Raw genomic sequence first — 18,464 nt, 5'->3', positions numbered from 1 at the left:
GACACCTATCCGGGTCAACAAGTGCGTCGGCGCACATTGTGCGCGTCACAAGCGTGGTGCGACGGTCGTCACACGGCTCCGGGGCCTCGTGTCCATCCAGTGGACGTCCGAATAAGCGAGAGGGATGAATTGATGAGTGCCTTGTCGAGGAACCCAAGGTTCCGGCGTCGGGTGGTGGCCGGCGCAATGGCAGCAGGTGTGGTCCTCGTGGCGGGCTGTGGGTCCAGCTCGAGTGACGCGGGATCGGATGGTGGAGGTGCGGCAGCAGACACGGCCGCAGCCGAGGCGATGGTCGCCAAGTACGGCGAGCCACTGACGTCGGTCGACCTGCCACCGCTGGAGAAGACGCCGGAGGCCGGCAAGTCGGTCGTCTTCGTCACGAACAACATTCCGGAGTCGCAGTACCTCGCGGAAGGCTCGATCGCCGCCGCCAAGCTCTTGGGGTGGAACGCGAAGAGCATCGTGTACGACGCCTCATCGCCGACCGGTCTGACCGCAGCCTTCGCGCAGGCCGTGGACGAGGCGCCCGACGGCGTCATGACCAACGCCACCAACACGACCGACTACGCGGCCGCCGCGAAGGAGTTCGCGGCCAAGAACATCCCCGTCGTGACGTCGAACACCACGGACCCGATCGGGGCGCCGATCATCGCGAACGTCGCAGACCCCTCCCAGTACGAGCTGGCCGGCAAGATCGTGGCTTCCTACGTCGTGGCCCAGAAGGGCGACGAGGCGTCCGTTGCCATGTTCAACATCCCGTCCTTCCCGATCCTCAAGGCCTACGAGGACGCTTTCAAGGCGGAGTTCCTCAGGCTGTGCCCTGACTGTCACTACGAGTCGCACGCGGTGCAGCCCGGCGACATCGGTACGAAGATCCCGTCCCAGGTGGTGAGCGCGATCCAGCGCAATCCCTCGATCAACTTCGCGTCCATGGGCTTCGGCGCCGTCGGGACGGGCGTGTCCGGAGCGCTGGCCTCGGCGGGGCTCAACGACACCAAGATCATCGGAATCCAACCGACCACGGAGAACCTCGAGGCCACCTCGAACGGGACCGAGGACATGTGGCTCGCGTCGCCGATCACCGGGATGGGCTGGAAGTCCGTGGACGCGCTGGCACGCTACTTCAACGGTGAGGACGTCGAGGTCGCCACGAAGGCACAGGTGCCATTCGTGATCATCACCAAGGACAACGCCGAGGACTACATGCCGCGGGCCGAGGTCGACGGCGGCGACTACGAAGCCGTCTTCGAGCCGATCTGGAAGCTCAACTGACCGATGGCGGCGCCGGGTCAGCGGAACCGTTCGCTCGCTCGGCGCCGGCCGACCCCCACACGGACGAGGACCCGCGGATCATGCTGACAGACACGACGGCGACTGCCCTGAACGTGGACACCCTTCACGTACGCCACCTCTCGAAGTCGTTCGGCGGGGAGAAGGCGCTCAGCGACGTCGAGTTCGAGGTCCGGCCCGGCGAGGTACACGCCCTCGTCGGATCGAACGGCTCGGGGAAGTCGACGCTCATCAAGGTGCTCGCAGGATTCCACCAACCCGACGAGGGATGGTCGTGCTCGGTGGCCGGCCGGGCCTTCGCGCTCGGCAGCGCATCATCCGCGGAAGAGACCGGCATCCGCTTCGTGCACCAGGAGCTCGGGCTCATCGGCAACATGGACACCGTCGACAACCTGGGCCTGGGGCGCGGCTACCACGTCTCCGGGGGGCGGATCCGGTGGCGTGAGGGTCGCAAGCGGGCGCGGGCGCTGCTCGACGGGCTGGGGGTGGACATCGACGTCACCGTTCCTGTCGAGGAGCTCACGCTCGCCGAGAGGACTCTGATCGCCATCGTCCGCGCCACCGACGTACCGCAGGGTGGTCTTCGGTTCCTCGTCCTCGACGAGCCGACGGCATCGCTCAGCGGACCTGACGCACGACGGCTCTTCGACGTGGTCGAACGCGTTCGCGACAACGGTGTCGGGGTCGTCATCGTCTCCCACCACCTCGACGAGGTACTGGGCATCGCCGACCGTGTCACCGTCCTGCGCGACGGAGTCCGGGTCGGGACGTTCGACAAGGCCCATCTGGATCGTGACAAGCTGATCGAGCTGATGATCGGGCGTCGGCTGTCTGCCGTCCAGGCGTCCGTCTGCGAGCGTCACGGTGGAGACCCGGCACTGGTGGCGAGCGGTCTGAGCGGGCGGGTGCTCCACGACCTGAGCCTGGAGCTGTGGCCGGGCGAGATCCTGGGCGTGGTCGGGCTGACGGGATCCGGCTCCGAGGAGCTCCCCCTGCTCCTCCTGGGTCTGGCCCGCCCGGTGTCGGGGTCCATCCGGCTCGCATCGAGAACCCTGTCGCGGATTGACCCGTCACGCGCCCGCAAGCTCGGAATGTGGCTCGTCTCCGGCGACCGGGCCAAATACGGGCTCGTCCCTGGCTTCTCGGTTTGCGAGAACATCACGATCTCGGAGCTGTCGCCGTTCGTCTCCCGAGGCATCCTCCGAAGCTCCCTGGAGGACGCGCACGCGAGGCAGTGGATCGAGACCCTCGACATCAAGCTGGCGTCCCCGTCGGCCGACATCACGAGCCTGTCCGGTGGGAACCAGCAGAAGGCCGTGTTGGCGAAGGTCCTTCGGACCTCGGTCAAGGTGATGGTGCTCGACGATCCGACCCGCGGGGTCGACGTCGCGGCCAAGGCCGAGATCCACAAGCTCATGGAGGCTGCCGTCGCCGAGGGCATGGCCATCCTCCTCTGCTCATCCGACCACGAGGAGGTGGCTCGGCTGTGCCACCGGACCATCGTGCTGCGGAAGGGCGAGGTCGCTCACGAACTGGGCCGGACCGAGGTCACCAGTGACCTTCTCGACGAGCTCGTTCTCTAATGGAAGGTGCCATCATGAATGAGACCTCGAAGGAGGTCGGCGTCCCAGCCGCCACCGCGCCGCCGCACGCCGAGAGCTCCTTCTCCGAGCGGGACCTGTCGGGCGTGAACGCACCGGTCGAGGAAGCCGGACGGCGACGCCGCCTGAGGTGGGGATTCGACCGGTTCAGCGGTCTGTACGTCCTGGCCGTCATCATCATCACGTTCAGCATCTGGGTTCCCGACACGTTCCTGACCACCCAGACGCTCAAGGCAGTCGCCTCCCAGCAGGCGATCGTCGCAATCCTGGCCCTGGCGCTCCTGGCACCCCTGGCGGCGGGGATCTTCGATCTCTCGGTGGGTGCGATGCTCGGTCTCGCGGTCGTGCTGGTGACGAAGTTCCAGGCCATGGGAATCGACTTCCCGATGGCGATCCTGCTCACGCTGTGCATCGGTGCGGGCGTCGGGCTGGTGAACTCTCTGCTCATCATCGTCCTGCGGATCGACTCGTTCATCGCGACACTGGGAATGTCCTCGATCCTGGGTGCGATGGTGTACTGGGTCACCGGAAATGAGCCGATCGTCGCCGGGATCTCGCCGGACTTCGTGCGTCTCGGTCAAGGCGACCTGTGGGGCATTCCCCTGCCGTTCGTGTATCTCGTGGCCCTGGCGGCCGTTCTTCTCTACGTCATGGAGTACCGCCCGCTCGGACGACAGCTCTACGCCACGGGCGGGAACGAGGTGTCTGCTCGATTGAGCGGGGTGCGAACCGAGCGGATGATCGTCTCGGCCCTGCTGTTCTCGGGCACCATCGCAGCCCTCGCGGGGGTCATCTTCGCGGCCGTCATCGGGTCCGGCTCGCTGACCGCCGGCCCTCCCTTCCTCCTCCCCGCGTTCGCTGCTGTGTTCCTGGGCTCGACGCAGATCAAGAACGGACGCGCCAACGTTCTCGGGACGCTCCTGGCGGTCTACGTCCTGGGACTGGGCGTCAAGGGCCTCCTACTGATCGGGGCCCAGTTCTGGGTCAGCGACCTCTTCAACGGGGTTGCGCTCATCGCCGCCGTTGGCCTCGCGGTGCGGCGCGGCCGCCGGACCGGCTGAGGGCGCAGGTACGACGTCGTCCCGGATGTCGATCCGGACATAACTCCACCGGGACTGTGGGCGGTGGGCTATAGGTAGGGAGACGCCGACGGCGCAGGATGCCAGGGTGGCGATCGCCTCTCAGGTCTTAAGCAGCGGCCCGGCAGCATCGCCGGCCCAGAAGGGTGTGCAGTGGTTGACTTTCGGATCACCGAGGAGCAGCGGGCTCACGTCACGTGGGTGCGCGACTTCATGGACTCGACCGTGCGCCCCATGGCGGCCGAGCTCGACAAGGTCGTCGATCCCAACGAGCGCTTCCCCTGGCAGATGATCGAGAAGGCGCACAGCATCGGGCTGATGCGGTTCGGGCTGCCCGAGGCGTACGGCGGCACGCCGGTCGACGAGGTCACGATGTGCCTCATCATGGAGGAGTTCGGCGCTGGCGACGTCGGCTCCACCGGGATCATCGCGCAGTACTGGAACGCCATCTCGCTCATCGACCGCATGGGCAACGACTTCCACCGCGACACCTTCATCCGCCCCTACCTCGACGATCCCCGATCGGTCTACGCGCTGGCCCTGACCGAGCCCACCGCGGGCACAGACGCCCAGCTGCCGTACGACTCGCCCGAGGCGGGCCCGTTGCTCGAGGCCGTTCCCGATGGGGACGAGGTCGTCCTCAACGGAGTCAAGACCTACATCAGCTACAGCACGGGTGCGAACGTGTTCATCGTGTTCGCCCGCACCGACCTGTCGGTGCCGTTCACGGAGGGCCTCACCGCGTTCATCGTCCCCAAGGACACGCCCGGGTTCAGGCTCGCGCACACGTTCGACCTGATGGGGCACCGGCTCGCGCCCATCGCCAGGCTCGAGTTCGACGACTGCCGCATCCCGAAGGAGAACCAGCTCTCGGCATGGAACTCCGGTTTCGCCGAGCTGTCGCGCTTCACCATCGGCCGCTACTGGGTCGGTGCGCGCTGCCTGGGCGTCGCTCGCGCCGCCTTCGACATGGCGCTCGAGTACGCGAAGAACCGGGTGCAGGGCGGCAAGCCCATCATCGAGCACCAGATGGTGGCCCGGCAGATCGGCGAGATGGCGATGACCATCGAGGCGGCCCGCACCACGATCTGGAAGGCAGCGTGGGCCGCACAGCACCCCGACCAGGCCGACCCGATCGTCCTGCGCATGGCCCGCGTGCTCGGCTCGGAAGCGGCGATGAAGGTGGCTCTCGACGCCGTGCGCATCTTCGGCGGCCCAGGCACGTTCACCGACGTCGGCGTCGAGAAGCTGCTGCGCGACGCCGCGACCGGGCTGCATCCGGCCCCACTCGACGTGCAGTTGATGATCATGGGTCACGTGCTGGCCGGGACCCGTCAGGGCCCGGTCGCCCAGGTGAACGTCGCGTCCTGACGACGTACCCGCGGTGCCGAGCACGGCCCATCCCTTCCAACCCCCGCACCGACTACCCATGGCAAGAGGAACGATGACCCTGACCCTCAACGCGAACATGGTCGACAACGACTGGCTCCCGCCCTTCTCGCTGGCTGAGTACGAGCGCCGCTTCCGTGTCGTCCGCCGGGGCATGGAGGAGCAGGGTCTCGACGCGCTGGTGATCTACGGGGCGCACTCGTTCGCCGGCCGCGACCTGGGCCAGATCAACGCCGTCTACCTGTCGAACTACGCGGCGTTCATCCACACCTACGTCGTCGTCCCGCTGCACGACGAGCCCACCGTGTTCATCCCGATCGCACCGCACCTGCCGAACGCGAAGGACCTCTCCTGCCTTACCGACATCCGCAGTGTCGGGACTCGTTGCGAGCTCGGAGTGACCGACCGGCTGAAGGAGCTGGGTCTCGAGCGCGGCCGGATCGGCGTCGTGGGGCCGCTCAACGCATCCTGGTGGAACATGTCGCTCCCCACCGAGGCGACCGCCCACTTCGCCGAGGCGCTTCCTGAGGCTGAGCTCCGCGTCGTCAGCGAGCTCTACGAGCAGTGGCGCCTGATCAAGAGCGACGAGGAGATCGACCACCAGCGTCGCGCGGCGTCGATCAACGACGCCGCCCAGGAGGCGGTCGTGCAGGCCACGAGGCCCGGGGTTCGCCACCACGACCTGTCCGAGATCGGCTACGCCGCCGCCCAGAAGCTGCGTGGCAACACCGCATACATCCACATGAGCTCGACGTCGATGGCCCATCCCACGATGACCTACCCCGACCCGTACCCCACCCACAAGGAAGTGGGACCTGACGAGGTCGTCCTCTCCGAGCACAGCGTCGGCTTCGGCGGCTACTACGGGAAGCTCATGACGACCTGGTTCACAGGGGAGCCCACGAAGGAGTACCGAGCCCTGTTCGACGTCGCCTCGGAGGTGTACCGGACGGCGCTCGCGGAGCTGAAGCCGGGCATGACGAGCGCAGACGCCGACCGGCTCATGGATCCGGTCGCGAAGGCCGGGTGGACCGTGCCCTTCCCGCTGGTGAGCGGCTGGAGCGCCTACAACTCCCCGCCCATGGTCGGGTGGCCGTCCTCCGGGGACGATCCCGCCGCGAACCGGCCCGGCGCCTCCGCGACGTTCGAGCCCGGCATGGCAGTCCGGATCAGCGTCAACCCGCACACCCAGGACGGCCGGGCGCTGTGGGTCGCCTCCGCGTGCGTGTTCACCGAGACCGGCTTGGAGTCCCTCCACGCCTACGACCCCGCGGCGCTGAGGGTCGTCCCGGCGGATGCCTAGGCGCGGCCCCGCTGTCGGCAGGCCTCCTACCTGAGAGCGAGAAACGGACATGAAGGCTGCAGTGTTCAGCGAGTTCGGCGGTCCGGAGGTGCTGCGGCTGGCGGATCGCCCCGAGCCGGAGCCGCGGGCTGGCGAGGTGCGGATCGCCGTCGAGGCCGCGGTGGTCCACCCGTTCGACCTGCTCACGCGCGCGGGCGCGATCGTGCGAGCCGGGATGGTGCCGGCGCCCGAGCACGGCTTCGAGTGGGGGCTGGGCTGGGACTGCGTCGGAAGGATCGACGCGGTCGGCGACGAGGTCGACCTGCAGGTCGGTCAACGGGTGCTCGGCATGCAGCCCGCGATCGCCGTACCGACGGGGGCACAGGCAGAGCGGGTCGTACTTGCGGCTGGATCGGTCGCGCCGGCACCGGAGGGCGTCGAGCCCACTCGAGCCGCCACGCTCCCGCTCGACGGGCTGACCGCGCTCGCCGCAATCGAAGCGGCCGAGCTCGCGCCGGGCCGCCACCTAGTGGTGTTCGGTGGGACCGGTGGGATCGGCTGGTTCGCCGTGCAGCTCGCGCTCCGTGCGGGCCTGCGGGTCACCGCGACAGCTGGCGAGCCGGATGCCGCGCACGTGCGCGCGCTCGGGGCCGAGGTCGTGGATCGCAACTCACTGCCTCGTGCGGTCGACGCGGTGCTGGACACCCCCGGGATCGGTGCGGCCGCGCTGACGGTGATCCGCGACGGCGGCACTCTGGTCACGGTTGCGGGACCTGTCGCGGGCGATCGCGGCATCCGCTCGGTGCAGGTACGGGTCAGCCAGCTCGACCGACGGGCCGAGCGGCTCGGCGAGCTGTCCTCCCTGGCTGCGACCGGTGATCTGGTCCTTCCCGTCGCGTTGGCGATGCCACTCGCCGACGTCGCGGGAGCGCACCGGCGACTCGCTGCCGGCGGAGTCGGCGGCCGGCTGGTCCTGGTGCCCTGACGGGGCGCGGTCTGCCGACGCGACATGTCCGCAGCGACATCGAACTGGCGTACTTGTGTTGTCGTGGACGTCGATCTTCGCTTCTGCCTCTGACATCGTCGGCATAGCCCGGCGGGCTGCTCCCATCCCATCCCGATTCCCAGCGACGTCCACAGCCCGGACATCCGAGGCGACGGCCGACGGGATCGACGCATCCCGGTGGTCGACCGTCACACACGGCGCGCCAGAGCGCCTCGAGGAAGGGCTCCCCATGACCGACGTGCAATCCACCAACGAGCCGGGAGTCCTGCCCGTCACCGACGACGAATGGATCGCGCTGGTCGACGAGCTCTGCCTCCGCTACCGGAACTGGGGCCGCTGGGGGGCCGACGACCAGCGGGGGACGCTGAACTTCATCACCCCCGAGGTCCTGCGGTACGCCGCGACGATGATCAAGGCCGGACGCGTCGTCTCCTGCGGGCTTCCCTTCGACAGCAACGGTCCGCAGAGCGGGGGTTTCGGCGGTCGGACCAACCCGGTGCACTCCATGCTCCAGGACGGCGGTGACATCGCGCTGGGTGCCCAGGACCACCTCGCGATCCTGCGCTACACCGACGACGCCGTGGCCATGCCCCTGCAGTGCGCGACGCAGTGGGACGCGTTGGCCCACATCTTCTACCGCGGGCAGATGTACAACGGCCACGGGCTCGAGCACGTCACCAGCACCGGCGCCACCGTCAACGGGATCGAGAAGATCGCGGACGGGGTGGTCGGGCGCGGCATCCTGCTCGACATCCCGCGGCACCGGGGCGTGGACTGGCTCGAGCCGGGCGACGCCATCGACGACGTCGAGCTGTCGGCCTGCGCCGAGGCGCAGGCCGTCGAGGTCCGCTCCGGTGACATCGTGCTGGTGCGGACCGGCCAGATCGCCCAGGTGCGCTCGGCGGGGTCGTGGGGGCAGTACGACGGCGGGCCGGCGCCGGGCCTCGGCCACCGGGCCGCGCACTGGCTGGCGGCCCACGAGATCGCGGCGATGGCGACGGACACCTGGGGAACCGAGGTCCTGCCCAACGACACACCGGGGGTCTTCCAGCCGCTCCACCTGATCATGCTGGTCAATGCCGGGCTGACCATCGGAGAGATCTTCGATCTCGAAGGCCTGTCCGTCGCGTGCCAGGAGGAGGGTCGCTACGAGTTCTTCTTCACGGCGCCGCCCCTGCCGATCACCGGGGCGGTCGGATCGCCGATCAACCCCCTCGCGATCTTCTGATGGGGATCTTCCAGGCCGACAGTGTCGAGATCACGGTGCTGGTCGAGAACTGGGTCGACATGCTGCTTCCCGACCTCGACCTCGGCGAGGGCGACCACTGCGTGCGCACCGGGCTGATCGAGCACTTCGACCAGCGTCGGATCCCGCCGCAGGCGGAGAACGGCATCAGCCTCCTCGTCACGGCGCGCCGCGGTCGGTACGAGTCCACCGTGCTGTTCGACGTCGGGCTCACCGGGACGGTGCTCATGCACAACCTCGACGTGCTCGGTGTCGATGCGACCAGGATCGAGCACGTGGTGATCAGCCACGGGCATCCCGACCACTACGGCGGCGTCTACTCGTTCCTCGACGCGTTCGACCGCACGATCCCGGTGGCGACCGCGCCCGATGCCTTCCTCCCGCGGTACGCGGTCATGGGGGACGGGCGGACCTCGCAGTACTACAACCAGGCGTTCACCGTGGACGACATCGAGCGTCACGGCGGACGTCCGGTGCTCACCGAAGGCGCGCTCGACCTCGGCTGCGGCATCTACACGACGGGGTTCATCCCCAGGAACGTGGGCTTCGAGGGCCCTGTCGAACCGCGGGAGCCGCACGCGCCGGGGCTGTACCAGGTTCGGGCGGACGGCACCTACGGGCTGGACGAGGTCCGGGAGGAGCAGGGGCTGGTCATCGACGTCAAGGACAAGGGCCTGGTCGTGCTCACCGGGTGCGCCCACGCCGGTGTCCTGAACACGGTCGACCGGGCGCGTGAGATCTGTGGCCCCAAGCCGGTCTTGGCGGTCCTCGGCGGATTCCACCTGGGCTTCCCGACGACTCCGCAGGACAATGTGGGCCTCACCGTCGACGGGATGCGCGAACGCGACGTGGCGCGCATCATCCCCATGCACTGCAGCGGGATCCGCACGCACGCCGCTTTCCTCGAGTTGATGCCCGACAGGTACCTGCAGCCGGCCGTGGGCACGGTCCTGACGTTCGGATCATGAGCGACGCCGGGGGCCCGCTGGCGGGCCTGCGGGTGGTCGCGCTCGAGCAGGCCGTCGCGGCACCCCTGTGCTCACGGCATCTCGCCGACCTCGGGGCCGACGTCGTGAAGGTGGAGAGACCGGACGGCGGCGACTTCTCCCGCAACTACGACACCTTCGTGCACGGCCTGGCGTCACACTTCGTCTGGCTCAACTACGGCAAGCGGTCGATCGTGCTGGACGTGAAGTCAGCAGAGGGCAACGCGACGCTGCGCCGGCTCCTCGAGACCGCTGACGTGTTCCTCTCCAACCTCAGCCCGGGCGCCGTCGACCGCCTCGTGCCGCGGACGGAGCTGGAGCAGCTGAACCCGCGGCTCGTGACCTGCGAGATCAGCGGGTACGGCCCGTCAGGTCCCTATCGCGAGCGGAAGGCGTTCGACCTGCTGGTGCAGGGCGAAGCCGGCGTCACCGCGAGCACTGGGCTCCCTGGGGAGCCGGCCAAGCCGGGTGTCTCGCTGGCCGACCTCGGCGGCGGCATCTACGCGGTGGCGGCGATCCTCGCGGCGCTGAGGGCCCGCGACGTGACCGGCCTCGGGCGACGCCTCCACATCTCCATGTTCGACGTCCTGGCCGAGTGGATGAGCCCGCTGCTCCTCGCCTACCGCGAGGGTGGCGTGACGATCGACCCGGCGGGGACTCGGCACGCGACGATCACGCCGTACGGCCCGTTCCTGGCCGCTGACGGCACGGTGGTGAACATCGCCGTGCAGAACGACCGGCAGTGGCTGCTCCTGTGCGAGGTGCTCGACCTGGGTGACGCGGCGCAGGACGCACGGTTGTCCACGAACTCGGGACGTCTGCAGCATCGCGAGGAGGTGGAGACGGCGGTGGCCAAGGCCGTCGTGGCGTGGCCGCCCGCAGACCTGGAGGCAGCCCTCGACCGGCAGGGCATTCCGTGGGGACGGCTCAACCACACCCCCGACGTGGCGGCGCACCCCCAGCTCGAGGCGGCCCAGCGGTGGCGGCCGATCGACCTGCCGCACGGCGACACGGTTCGCGTCGTCGCCGATCCGTTCCGGACAGGCGGCGCCGACGGCCCGGGAGGGACGCCGCGCGTGCCAGGGCTGGGAGAGCACACGGACGAGGTCCTCGAGGAGATCTCGGGACGGGACGGAGGCTGACTGTCATGGCGGAATTCCTCGTTCGGATCGTTCTCACCAGGCCCAGCGCCCTGGACGACGACGCCTGGACCTCGCTGCTCGCTGCCGAGCGCGAGGTCGGACTGGGCTACCGCAGGCGCGGTGTCGTGCAGCGGATCTGGCGTCTCCCGGGAACAACCTCGAACGTCGGGATCTGGTCGGCGCCGGACGCCTCCGACCTCGACCGCCTGCTCGCCGGCCTCCCGGCGTTCCGCTACATGTCGATCGAGGTCGAGGCGCTGGCGCTCCACTATCTCGAAGCCACCGAGTAGTGGCTTGGCACCGTGAGCGCGAGGACCCACGTGGTCGATCCACGAATAGCCACGACCTTCCTGTTCGTCCCTGGCGACCGTCCTGAACGGTTCGGCCGGGCGGCGTCGGCAGGGGCCGAGGTCGTCATCATCGATCTCGAGGACGGCGTCAACCCCTCTGCCCGCCCCGCAGCTCGCGACAACGTCGCGTCCTGGCTGCGATCGGGTGAGGCAGCCGTCGTGCGGCTGAACGCGCGCGGCACGCGGGACCACACGCTCGACCTCGAGGCGCTGCGGGGTGTCGCGACCCACGTCATGCTGTCCAAGACCGAGTCGGCCGCCGAGGCCGAGTCGACCGCAGGCGATCTCGGCCTCGGAGTCCAGGTGGTGGCCCTGCTCGAGACGGCACAGGGCATCGCCCGCGCGTCGGCTATCGCGGCCAGTGACGTCGTGATCCGCTTGGCCCTCGGCAACGTTGATCTCGCGACCGAGCTCGGCGTCGACGCCGACGACCAGCAGGCACTGCTGACGGCGCGGTCGCTGCTGGCGATCGCCTCCGCTGCCGCCGGGCTGGCCGGGCCCGTCGATGGGGTCACCACGAACCTCGACGACACAGAGCGGGTCACGGCCGACGCTTCGCACGCGTCCTCCCTGGGCTTTCGCGGGAAGCTGTGCGTCCACCCGCGCCAGATCGGTGCGGCCCGGTTGGGGCTTGCGCCCTCGGCTGCCCAGATCTCCTGGGCGGAGCGGATCCTCGCCACGGCTTCCGGCGGCGAGGCGCGAGCCGTCGACGGCACCATGGTGGACCGACCCGTCGAGGATCGGGCCCGTGACATACTCCGTCGAGCGACGACCGGCGCTTGAACCGCCCAGGTCTGGCAGCATGTGCCAGAGTCCGAGTGTCAGCGTCGAGAGATCGAGGTGCGTGTCGGCCGTGAGCGACGAAGGCCGCGTGCCTGAGGTCCGGAGACGTAGTCCACGGACGAGGCTCTCACCGGAAGCCCGCCAGGCCATGATCCTGGACGCGGCGGTCCAGTTCTTCGCCGAGCGGGGCTTCGCCGCCCAGACCCGGGAGCTGGCGGCTCGCCTCGACATCTCCGAACCGCTCATCTACCGCTACTTCCCCACGAAGGAAGCGCTGATCGAGCGCGTCTACCAGGAGGTGATCGAGTCCCGCTGGGACGACCAGTGGGCGAACGAACTCCAGGACCGCCGCACGCCGTTGCGGACCCGGCTCGTCGACTTCTACCAGCGTTACCTGGATGCCATCGACGACGGCATCTGGATCCGCATCGTGATGTACGCCAGCCTCGACGGGCTCGACATGACGCGTCTCTACATCGCCGGCCACGTGGACCACGTGATGGGCATCATCGCCGCCGAGGCGAAGGCCTCGTTGACGCTCGACCACGACGTCGACCTCGAGCTGGTCTGGCACCTCCAATCGACCCTGATCTACTACCTGGTCCGCAAACACATCCACCGCACGCCGGTCGAGCCGGAACACGAGGCCGTGGTGACGATGGCCGTGGACGCCTTCGTCAGCGGGTTGCCCGGCCACCCGGAGCCCGCAGTCGACGACCCGGGCAGCTGAGCCGACCGCACCTGGGGTGCCCCGCCGGGAGCCAGTGTCGACCGAGACACAACTTGCGCCAGAGATGTGCTCCGGAGTCCGTGTTTCGGGACGCCTCAGCGCGCTAGCCTCGAGCAGTGATTCGCCACGGACTCGCCTCGACGACGAATTCGGCCTGTCGGCTCCAGGCCGCGTTCGAGCGCTGCCCGGCACGGTCGAGGAACGGAGCCTGCGGATGAAGGCTGGATGCACGCGTGTCGGGATCGTCGGGGCGGGCAGCATCGCGCGCGAGGTGAACCTGCCCAACCTGCAGGCCATCCCCGGCGTCGAGCTGGTCGCCGTCTGCAACTCCCGGACCGAGACGGCACGGCAGGTCGCGCGCGAGTTCGCGATCGCCGAGGTCGTGGACGACTGGAGGTCCCTGGTCGGCCGGGACGATGTCGACGCCGTCTGGATCGGGACGCCGCCGGTGCTGCACGCGGCGGTCACGATCGCCGCGCTCGAGCAGGGCAAGCACGTCTTCTGCCAGGCGCGGATGGCCATGGACCTTGCTGAGGCCAGGTCCATGCTGGAGGCCGCGCGGAAACATCCCGAGCTGGTCACGATGCTGTCGGCGCCGCCCATGGGGATGAAGGCAGGCCGGCTCCTCCAGCAACTGCTGGCCGACGACTACGTGGGAGCGCTGCTCCACTTCAGGCTCGTCGCCGACAACGACATGTTCGCCGACCCGAGCGCACCACCCCACTGGCGCCAGCGCCGCGAGCTGAGCGGGCTGAACACGATGGCCGTGGGCATCTACTTCGAGATCCTGCAGCGCTGGCTCGGGTCGCCGGTCAAGCTGCACGCGCAGTCGCGAGTGAGCATCCCCGATCGCGACGGCTACACCGTGCAGGTTCCCGATGTCGTGCAGGTCACCGGGACCTGGGGCACGGAGGTCCTCGGCGTCCTGGAGTGGAGCGCGGTGTCCCTCTTCGCGCCCGACTCGACACTCACGCTGTACGGCCGGGACGGGACGCTGGAGTACAACTTCACGACCGACGTCGTGCGCGGTGCTCGACGGGGAGACGGCGAGCTGAGGACGATCGAGCTGCCTGCGGACCTCGAGACCCCGTGGACGATCGAGCAGGACTTCATCCGGGCGGTGCAGACGGGGGGACGTCCGGAGCCGAGCTTCGAGACAGGAGTCGGTTACATGGAACTCACCGAGGCGGTCGCCCTGAGCGCGCGTACCGGGCGCGAGGTCAAGTTGCCCCTGCCGTGACGAGCCAGATCGTCCTCGTCCCACGGGTGGTCGCCGACTCCCCGAGGTCCAGCCAGCTCCCGTGCGACGACGCGGGCCGATAGAGGAGATACGCATGCTCTTCCAGGATGCGTTGGCCGCCGGTCTCACCGACCACGGCATCGACGCCGTCTTCGGCTTGATCGGGGACGGGAACCTCTTCGTCATGGACAGCTTCCGGCGCCGGGAGGGGACGACCTACGTCGGCGTCGTCCACGAGGCCACCGCGGTGGAGGCGGCGTCCGGGTACGCCCAGGTCACCGGTCGCACCGGCGTCGCGACCGTCACCCACGGTCCGGGTCTGACCAACACGGTCACCGCGTTGACCGATGCCGTGCGAGGTCGCGTCCCGGTGCTGCTGATCGCCGGCGACACCCGGCCGGAGGACCTGCACCACACGCAGAAGCTCGCGCAGCGCGAGGTCGTCCTCGCCGCGGGCGCCGGCTTCGAGCAGCTGCGGTCGCCGGCGACCCTCGCCGAGGACCTGGGCAACGCGCTCCGCCGCGCTCACGTCGAGCAGCGGCCGATCGTGCTCAACACGCCGGTGAACTTCCAGTGGGCCGAGGCGGAGTACGTCCGATCAGCATCTGGTCGGGTCGACGAGGCCGGCATCCGTCCGTCAGAGGAGGCCCTCGACGCCGCGCTCGGCATCATCGCCAGCGCGAAGCGCCCGGTGGTGCTGGCCGGGCGAGGTGCCATCGACCCCGCGGCGCGCGCGGCGCTGCTGCGCCTGGCGTCCCGCATCGGGGCCCCCCTGGCCACGACCTTGAGGGCTCGCGACCTCTTCCGCGGGGAGCCGCACGACCTCGGCATCTGCGGGACCGTCGCGCACGACGTTGCCCTGTCCACGCTCGCGGCGTCGGACTGCATCATCGCGTTCGGGGCGTCGCTCAACCGCTTCACCACCACGGAAGGGTGGCTCGTCGACGGCCGGCGTCTGGTGCAGGTCGATGCGGATCGGCACGCCCTGGGCCGCTATGTCGACCCGGACGTCGGCGTCCTCAGCGACGCCGCGGTGACTGCCGACGAGTTCGTGGCCCTGCTCGACGAGGCGGAGATCCCCCCGTCGGCCTTCGCATCGCCGGAGCTGGCGGCCGAGCTCGCGGGTCGTCAGCGTGAGCAGCCGGATCGCAGCACGGACCGAACGGTCGACATCCACACGGCCGTGTGCCGGGTCGACGCTGCTGTAGCTCCGGATCGGACGGTGGTCACCGACAGCGGGCGCTTCATCCACTCCGCGTGGCCCATGATCGGCGTCGAAGACCCGCGCCACTTCGTCCACACGGCGAGCTTCGGCTCCATCGGGCTCGGCATGGGCACAGCGATCGGAGCAAGCGTCGGTCGACCGGGCCACCCCACGCTGCTGGTGACCGGTGACGGCGGGTTCATGATGGGGGGCCTCAACGAGTTCAGCACGGCCGTCCGTCACGGGCTCGACATGGTCGTGCTCGTCCTCAACGACGGCTCGTACGGCGCCGAGCACATCCAGTTCGTCAGACGGGAGATGGATCCCGTGATGTCGACCTTCCGCTGGCCCGATCTCGGTCCGGTCGCGGACGCCCTCGGCGGTCGCGGCTTCACCGTCCGCAACCTCGCAGAGCTCGAGAGCGCACTGGCCCACCTCCCACAGCGGGACCGGCCGGTGCTCGTCGACGTGCACCTCGACCCCGACCTGGTCCCGGCCGGGCACTAGACGACTCATCCGGCTGAAAGGTGGTGGTGAACCAGTGGCTGAGTTCACGTTCGCGAGCCTGTCACCCATCCATTTCCTGGACCGCGCGGCGCAGGCGTTCCCGCAACGTCTGGCGGTGGTGGACGCCGACGTCCGGCTGACGTATGCCGAGTTCGCGGCTCGCTGTGACCGGCTGGTGACGGCGCTCGCCCGATCGGGAGTCGAGCCTGGTGACCGGGTGGCCGCCCTCTGCGCGAACAGCCACGTCATGCTGGAGCTGCACCAGGCCGTGCCGGCCCGTGGCGCCGTGCTCGTGTCGATCAACGTGCGTCTGGCCGTCGAGGAGATGCGCTACATCGTCGAGCACTCGGGAGCTCGGCTCCTGGTGGCCACGGCCGAGTTCGCCGCGCAGGCCGCGGAGCTCGCAGCCCTGGCTGGGGTGCGCGTGGTGGTCGCGGGGGGCGATGCGGACGACTACGAGTCGTGGCTGCCGGCGTCCGCCTCGGCCACCGACAGGGTCGACGTGGACGAGCGCGGGCTCCTCGCTGTCAACTACACCTCGGGCACCACGGGGCGCCCCAAGGGGGTCATGTACCACCACCGAGGCGCGTACCTCCAAGCGGTGGCCATGGCCTATCACGCTGGGCTGGGACCCTCCACTGCCTACCTGTGGACGCTGCCGATGTTTCACTGCAACGGGTGGTGCTTCACCTGGGCGGTGACGGCGGCCGGGGGCACGCACGTGTGCTTGCGCCGGGTCGACTCAGGGGCGATCTGGGGGCTGCTGCGCGATGCCGGGATCACGAACCTCAGTGCCGCACCGACGGTGCTGACGATGATCGCGGAGGATCCGGGTGCGCGTCCGCTCTCTCGCCGGGTGCACGTCGACACCGGGGGAGCGCCGCCGTCGCCGACACTGCTGGAGCGTTTGGATTCGCTCGGCTTCGACGTCACGCACCTGTATGGGTTGACCGAGACGTTCGGGCCGGTCGCGGTCAATGTGTGGCAACCGGAGTGGGACGAGCTCCCTGGGTCAGAGGCTGCACGGCTGCGCGCACGGCAGGGGATCGGCAACATCATCGCGCGCCCGCTGCGCGTGCTGGACCAGTTCGGGATCGACGTGCCGCCCGACGGGCAGACGATCGGCGAGATCGCGGTCAGTGGCAACGACGTGATGCTGGGCTACTACCGAGACGAGCAGGCCACGGCTGCCGCGACGCGGAGCGGAAGCTTCCTCACCGGTGACCTGGGCGTGCTGCATCCAGACGGGTACGTCGAGATCCGTGACCGTGCCAAGGACATCATCATCTCTGGCGGGGAGAACATCGCCTCGGTGGAGCTCGAGCGGGCCATCGACGCTCATCCGGAGGTCGTCGAGTCGGCGGTGGTGGGCGATCGAGACCCGACCTGGGGTGAGGTGCCGATCGCGTTCGTGACCCGGCGGACAGGTGCGACCGTGACCGAGGCGGAGCTGAAGGCGCACCTTCGCGAGCGCCTCGCCGGGTTCAAGATCCCTCGGACGATCACCTTCACCGACCTTCCGAAGACGTCGACCGGCAAGATCCAGAAGAGTGTCCTGCGCGACGGTCTGCAGCGTGACCAGCCTTGGTCGGCAGCCGCGAGCGGAGACACGGCGTGAGGACCGCGCTCGTCACCGGCGCATCGCGCGGGATCGGGCGGGGCATCGCGTTCGAGCTCGCGCGGCAGGGTTTCGGGCTCACCGTGACCTCCCGTCGCGACGAGGACCTGGGCCGGCTCGCCGCCGAGCTGACCGTTGCCGGCGCGCCCCGCGTCGTGCGTGTTGCAGCCGACCTCAGCGATCGGACATCTCCTGCAGCCATCGTCGAGCACCACCGTCAGGCGTTCGGGGCGATGGACTGCCTCATCCTGTCCGGGGGTGTGGGCACCGGTGGACCTCTGGAGGAGCTGCCTGCGGCCCGGGTGGACAAGACGATCGCAGTCAACCTGACCTCGGCGATCACCCTGGTCCAGGCCGGACTCCCTCTGCTGCGAGCCGCTGCTGTCGCTCGCCGTGAGCACGGGGCGCGCGTGATCGCACTCTCGTCCATCTCCGGGGTTCACGCCGAACCGGGGCTCGCGGTCTATGGGGCCTCGAAGGCCGCCTTGATCTCTCTCATGGAGGCTCTCAACGCAGAGGAGTCCGGCAACGGCGTGATGGCAACCGCCGTCGCACCCGCCTACGTCGCCACTGACATGTCGGCCTGGGTCACCGACGCCCTCCCGGTCGAAGCGATGATCCCCGTGGACGACGTCGTCGCCGTGGTGCGGATGCTGCTCGGGCTCGGCGCCACCACCTCGCTGACGAAGATCGTCCTGTCCCGGAGTGGAACCACAGGTCTCAGCGCCTAGCCGTCGACCGTCGCCCAACGCAACGATCCCCGGACTGCGCGCGAAGGGAGTGTCGGCCGACGCACACCCTGGCGCCGAACTATATGTCGTTCGCCATTGCGAAGCCGCCGGGCTGAGCCGGAGACTCTCGGTATGGCGTAGGTCACGCACGGTCGACGGGTCGGAGGCTCTCGCGCAGATCGCCGGGCGAACGCATGAGCTGCATGATCCGACCCACGTGGGCGCGATCCCTACACCACTGAACACCGGGACTTCCGGAATCGACTGAGCCAAGGAGACC

Annotated in this window: 16 protein-coding genes; all 16 read left to right on the top strand. The window is 69.1% G+C overall.

Going from position 1 to position 18,464, the window contains the following annotated elements; all coding sequences use genetic code 11:
* Positions 1–132: 132 nt before the first annotated feature.
* Entirely contained in the window at positions 133–1,272 is a 1,140-nt protein-coding gene (locus AB7I40_RS03825) for a sugar ABC transporter substrate-binding protein (protein ID WP_428347921.1), read from the top strand.
* An 80-nt stretch (positions 1,273–1,352) separates the two neighbouring features.
* Complete coding sequence (locus AB7I40_RS03820) at positions 1,353–2,873, top strand: sugar ABC transporter ATP-binding protein (RefSeq protein ID WP_428343721.1); 1,521 nt, start codon at positions 1,353–1,355, stop codon at positions 2,871–2,873.
* Positions 2,874–2,887: 14 nt separating this feature from the next.
* A complete protein-coding gene (locus AB7I40_RS03815; protein WP_428343720.1) occupies positions 2,888–3,952 on the top strand; it encodes an ABC transporter permease in 1,065 nt (354 codons plus the stop codon).
* A gap of 171 nt (positions 3,953–4,123) precedes the next feature.
* Complete coding sequence (locus AB7I40_RS03810) at positions 4,124–5,341, top strand: acyl-CoA dehydrogenase family protein (protein WP_428343719.1); 1,218 nt, start codon at positions 4,124–4,126, stop codon at positions 5,339–5,341.
* A 73-nt stretch (positions 5,342–5,414) separates the two neighbouring features.
* A complete protein-coding gene (locus AB7I40_RS03805) occupies positions 5,415–6,662 on the top strand; it encodes a M24 family metallopeptidase (protein ID WP_428347920.1) in 1,248 nt (415 codons plus the stop codon).
* 49 nt (positions 6,663–6,711) lie between these two features.
* Positions 6,712–7,626 (top strand): NADP-dependent oxidoreductase, encoded by a 915-nt coding sequence (locus AB7I40_RS03800; RefSeq protein WP_428343717.1) that lies wholly within the window; start codon positions 6,712–6,714, stop codon positions 7,624–7,626.
* 250 nt (positions 7,627–7,876) lie between these two features.
* A complete protein-coding gene (locus tag AB7I40_RS03795; RefSeq protein WP_428343716.1) occupies positions 7,877–8,875 on the top strand; it encodes a cyclase family protein in 999 nt (332 codons plus the stop codon).
* The gene (locus tag AB7I40_RS03790) at positions 8,875–9,861 is read left to right on the top strand and encodes an MBL fold metallo-hydrolase (RefSeq protein ID WP_428343715.1); all 987 of its coding nucleotides are present in this window, start codon (positions 8,875–8,877) and stop codon (positions 9,859–9,861) included. The genes AB7I40_RS03795 and AB7I40_RS03790 overlap by 1 nt, the downstream gene beginning before the upstream one ends.
* The gene (locus AB7I40_RS03785) at positions 9,858–11,021 is read left to right on the top strand and encodes a CaiB/BaiF CoA transferase family protein (protein WP_428343714.1); all 1,164 of its coding nucleotides are present in this window, start codon (positions 9,858–9,860) and stop codon (positions 11,019–11,021) included. The genes AB7I40_RS03790 and AB7I40_RS03785 overlap by 4 nt, the downstream gene beginning before the upstream one ends.
* A gap of 5 nt (positions 11,022–11,026) precedes the next feature.
* Positions 11,027–11,311, top strand: coding sequence for a muconolactone Delta-isomerase (locus AB7I40_RS03780; RefSeq protein ID WP_428343713.1), 285 nt, complete (start codon positions 11,027–11,029; stop codon positions 11,309–11,311).
* Positions 11,312–11,323: 12 nt separating this feature from the next.
* Complete coding sequence (locus AB7I40_RS03775; RefSeq protein WP_428343712.1) at positions 11,324–12,154, top strand: HpcH/HpaI aldolase/citrate lyase family protein; 831 nt, start codon at positions 11,324–11,326, stop codon at positions 12,152–12,154.
* Positions 12,155–12,224: 70 nt separating this feature from the next.
* Entirely contained in the window at positions 12,225–12,884 is a 660-nt protein-coding gene (locus AB7I40_RS03770; protein WP_428343711.1) for a TetR/AcrR family transcriptional regulator, read from the top strand.
* 214 nt (positions 12,885–13,098) lie between these two features.
* A complete protein-coding gene (locus tag AB7I40_RS03765) occupies positions 13,099–14,124 on the top strand; it encodes a Gfo/Idh/MocA family protein (RefSeq protein WP_428343710.1) in 1,026 nt (341 codons plus the stop codon).
* A gap of 94 nt (positions 14,125–14,218) precedes the next feature.
* Complete coding sequence (locus AB7I40_RS03760) at positions 14,219–15,835, top strand: thiamine pyrophosphate-binding protein (RefSeq protein ID WP_428343709.1); 1,617 nt, start codon at positions 14,219–14,221, stop codon at positions 15,833–15,835.
* A gap of 34 nt (positions 15,836–15,869) precedes the next feature.
* Positions 15,870–17,453: an acyl--CoA ligase family protein gene (locus AB7I40_RS03755; protein WP_428343708.1), complete on the top strand. Its 1,584-nt coding sequence runs from the start codon at positions 15,870–15,872 to the stop codon at positions 17,451–17,453.
* Positions 17,450–18,184: an SDR family NAD(P)-dependent oxidoreductase gene (locus tag AB7I40_RS03750; protein WP_428343707.1), complete on the top strand. Its 735-nt coding sequence runs from the start codon at positions 17,450–17,452 to the stop codon at positions 18,182–18,184. The genes AB7I40_RS03755 and AB7I40_RS03750 overlap by 4 nt, the downstream gene beginning before the upstream one ends.
* Positions 18,185–18,464 lie beyond the last annotated feature (280 nt).

Source organism: Nocardioides sp., from assembly GCF_050246775.1.
Lineage (GTDB): Bacteria > Actinomycetota > Actinomycetes > Propionibacteriales > Nocardioidaceae > Nocardioides.
The sequence above is the reverse complement of the archived record's forward strand: the minus strand, read 5'-3'. Positions and strand labels throughout refer to the sequence as shown.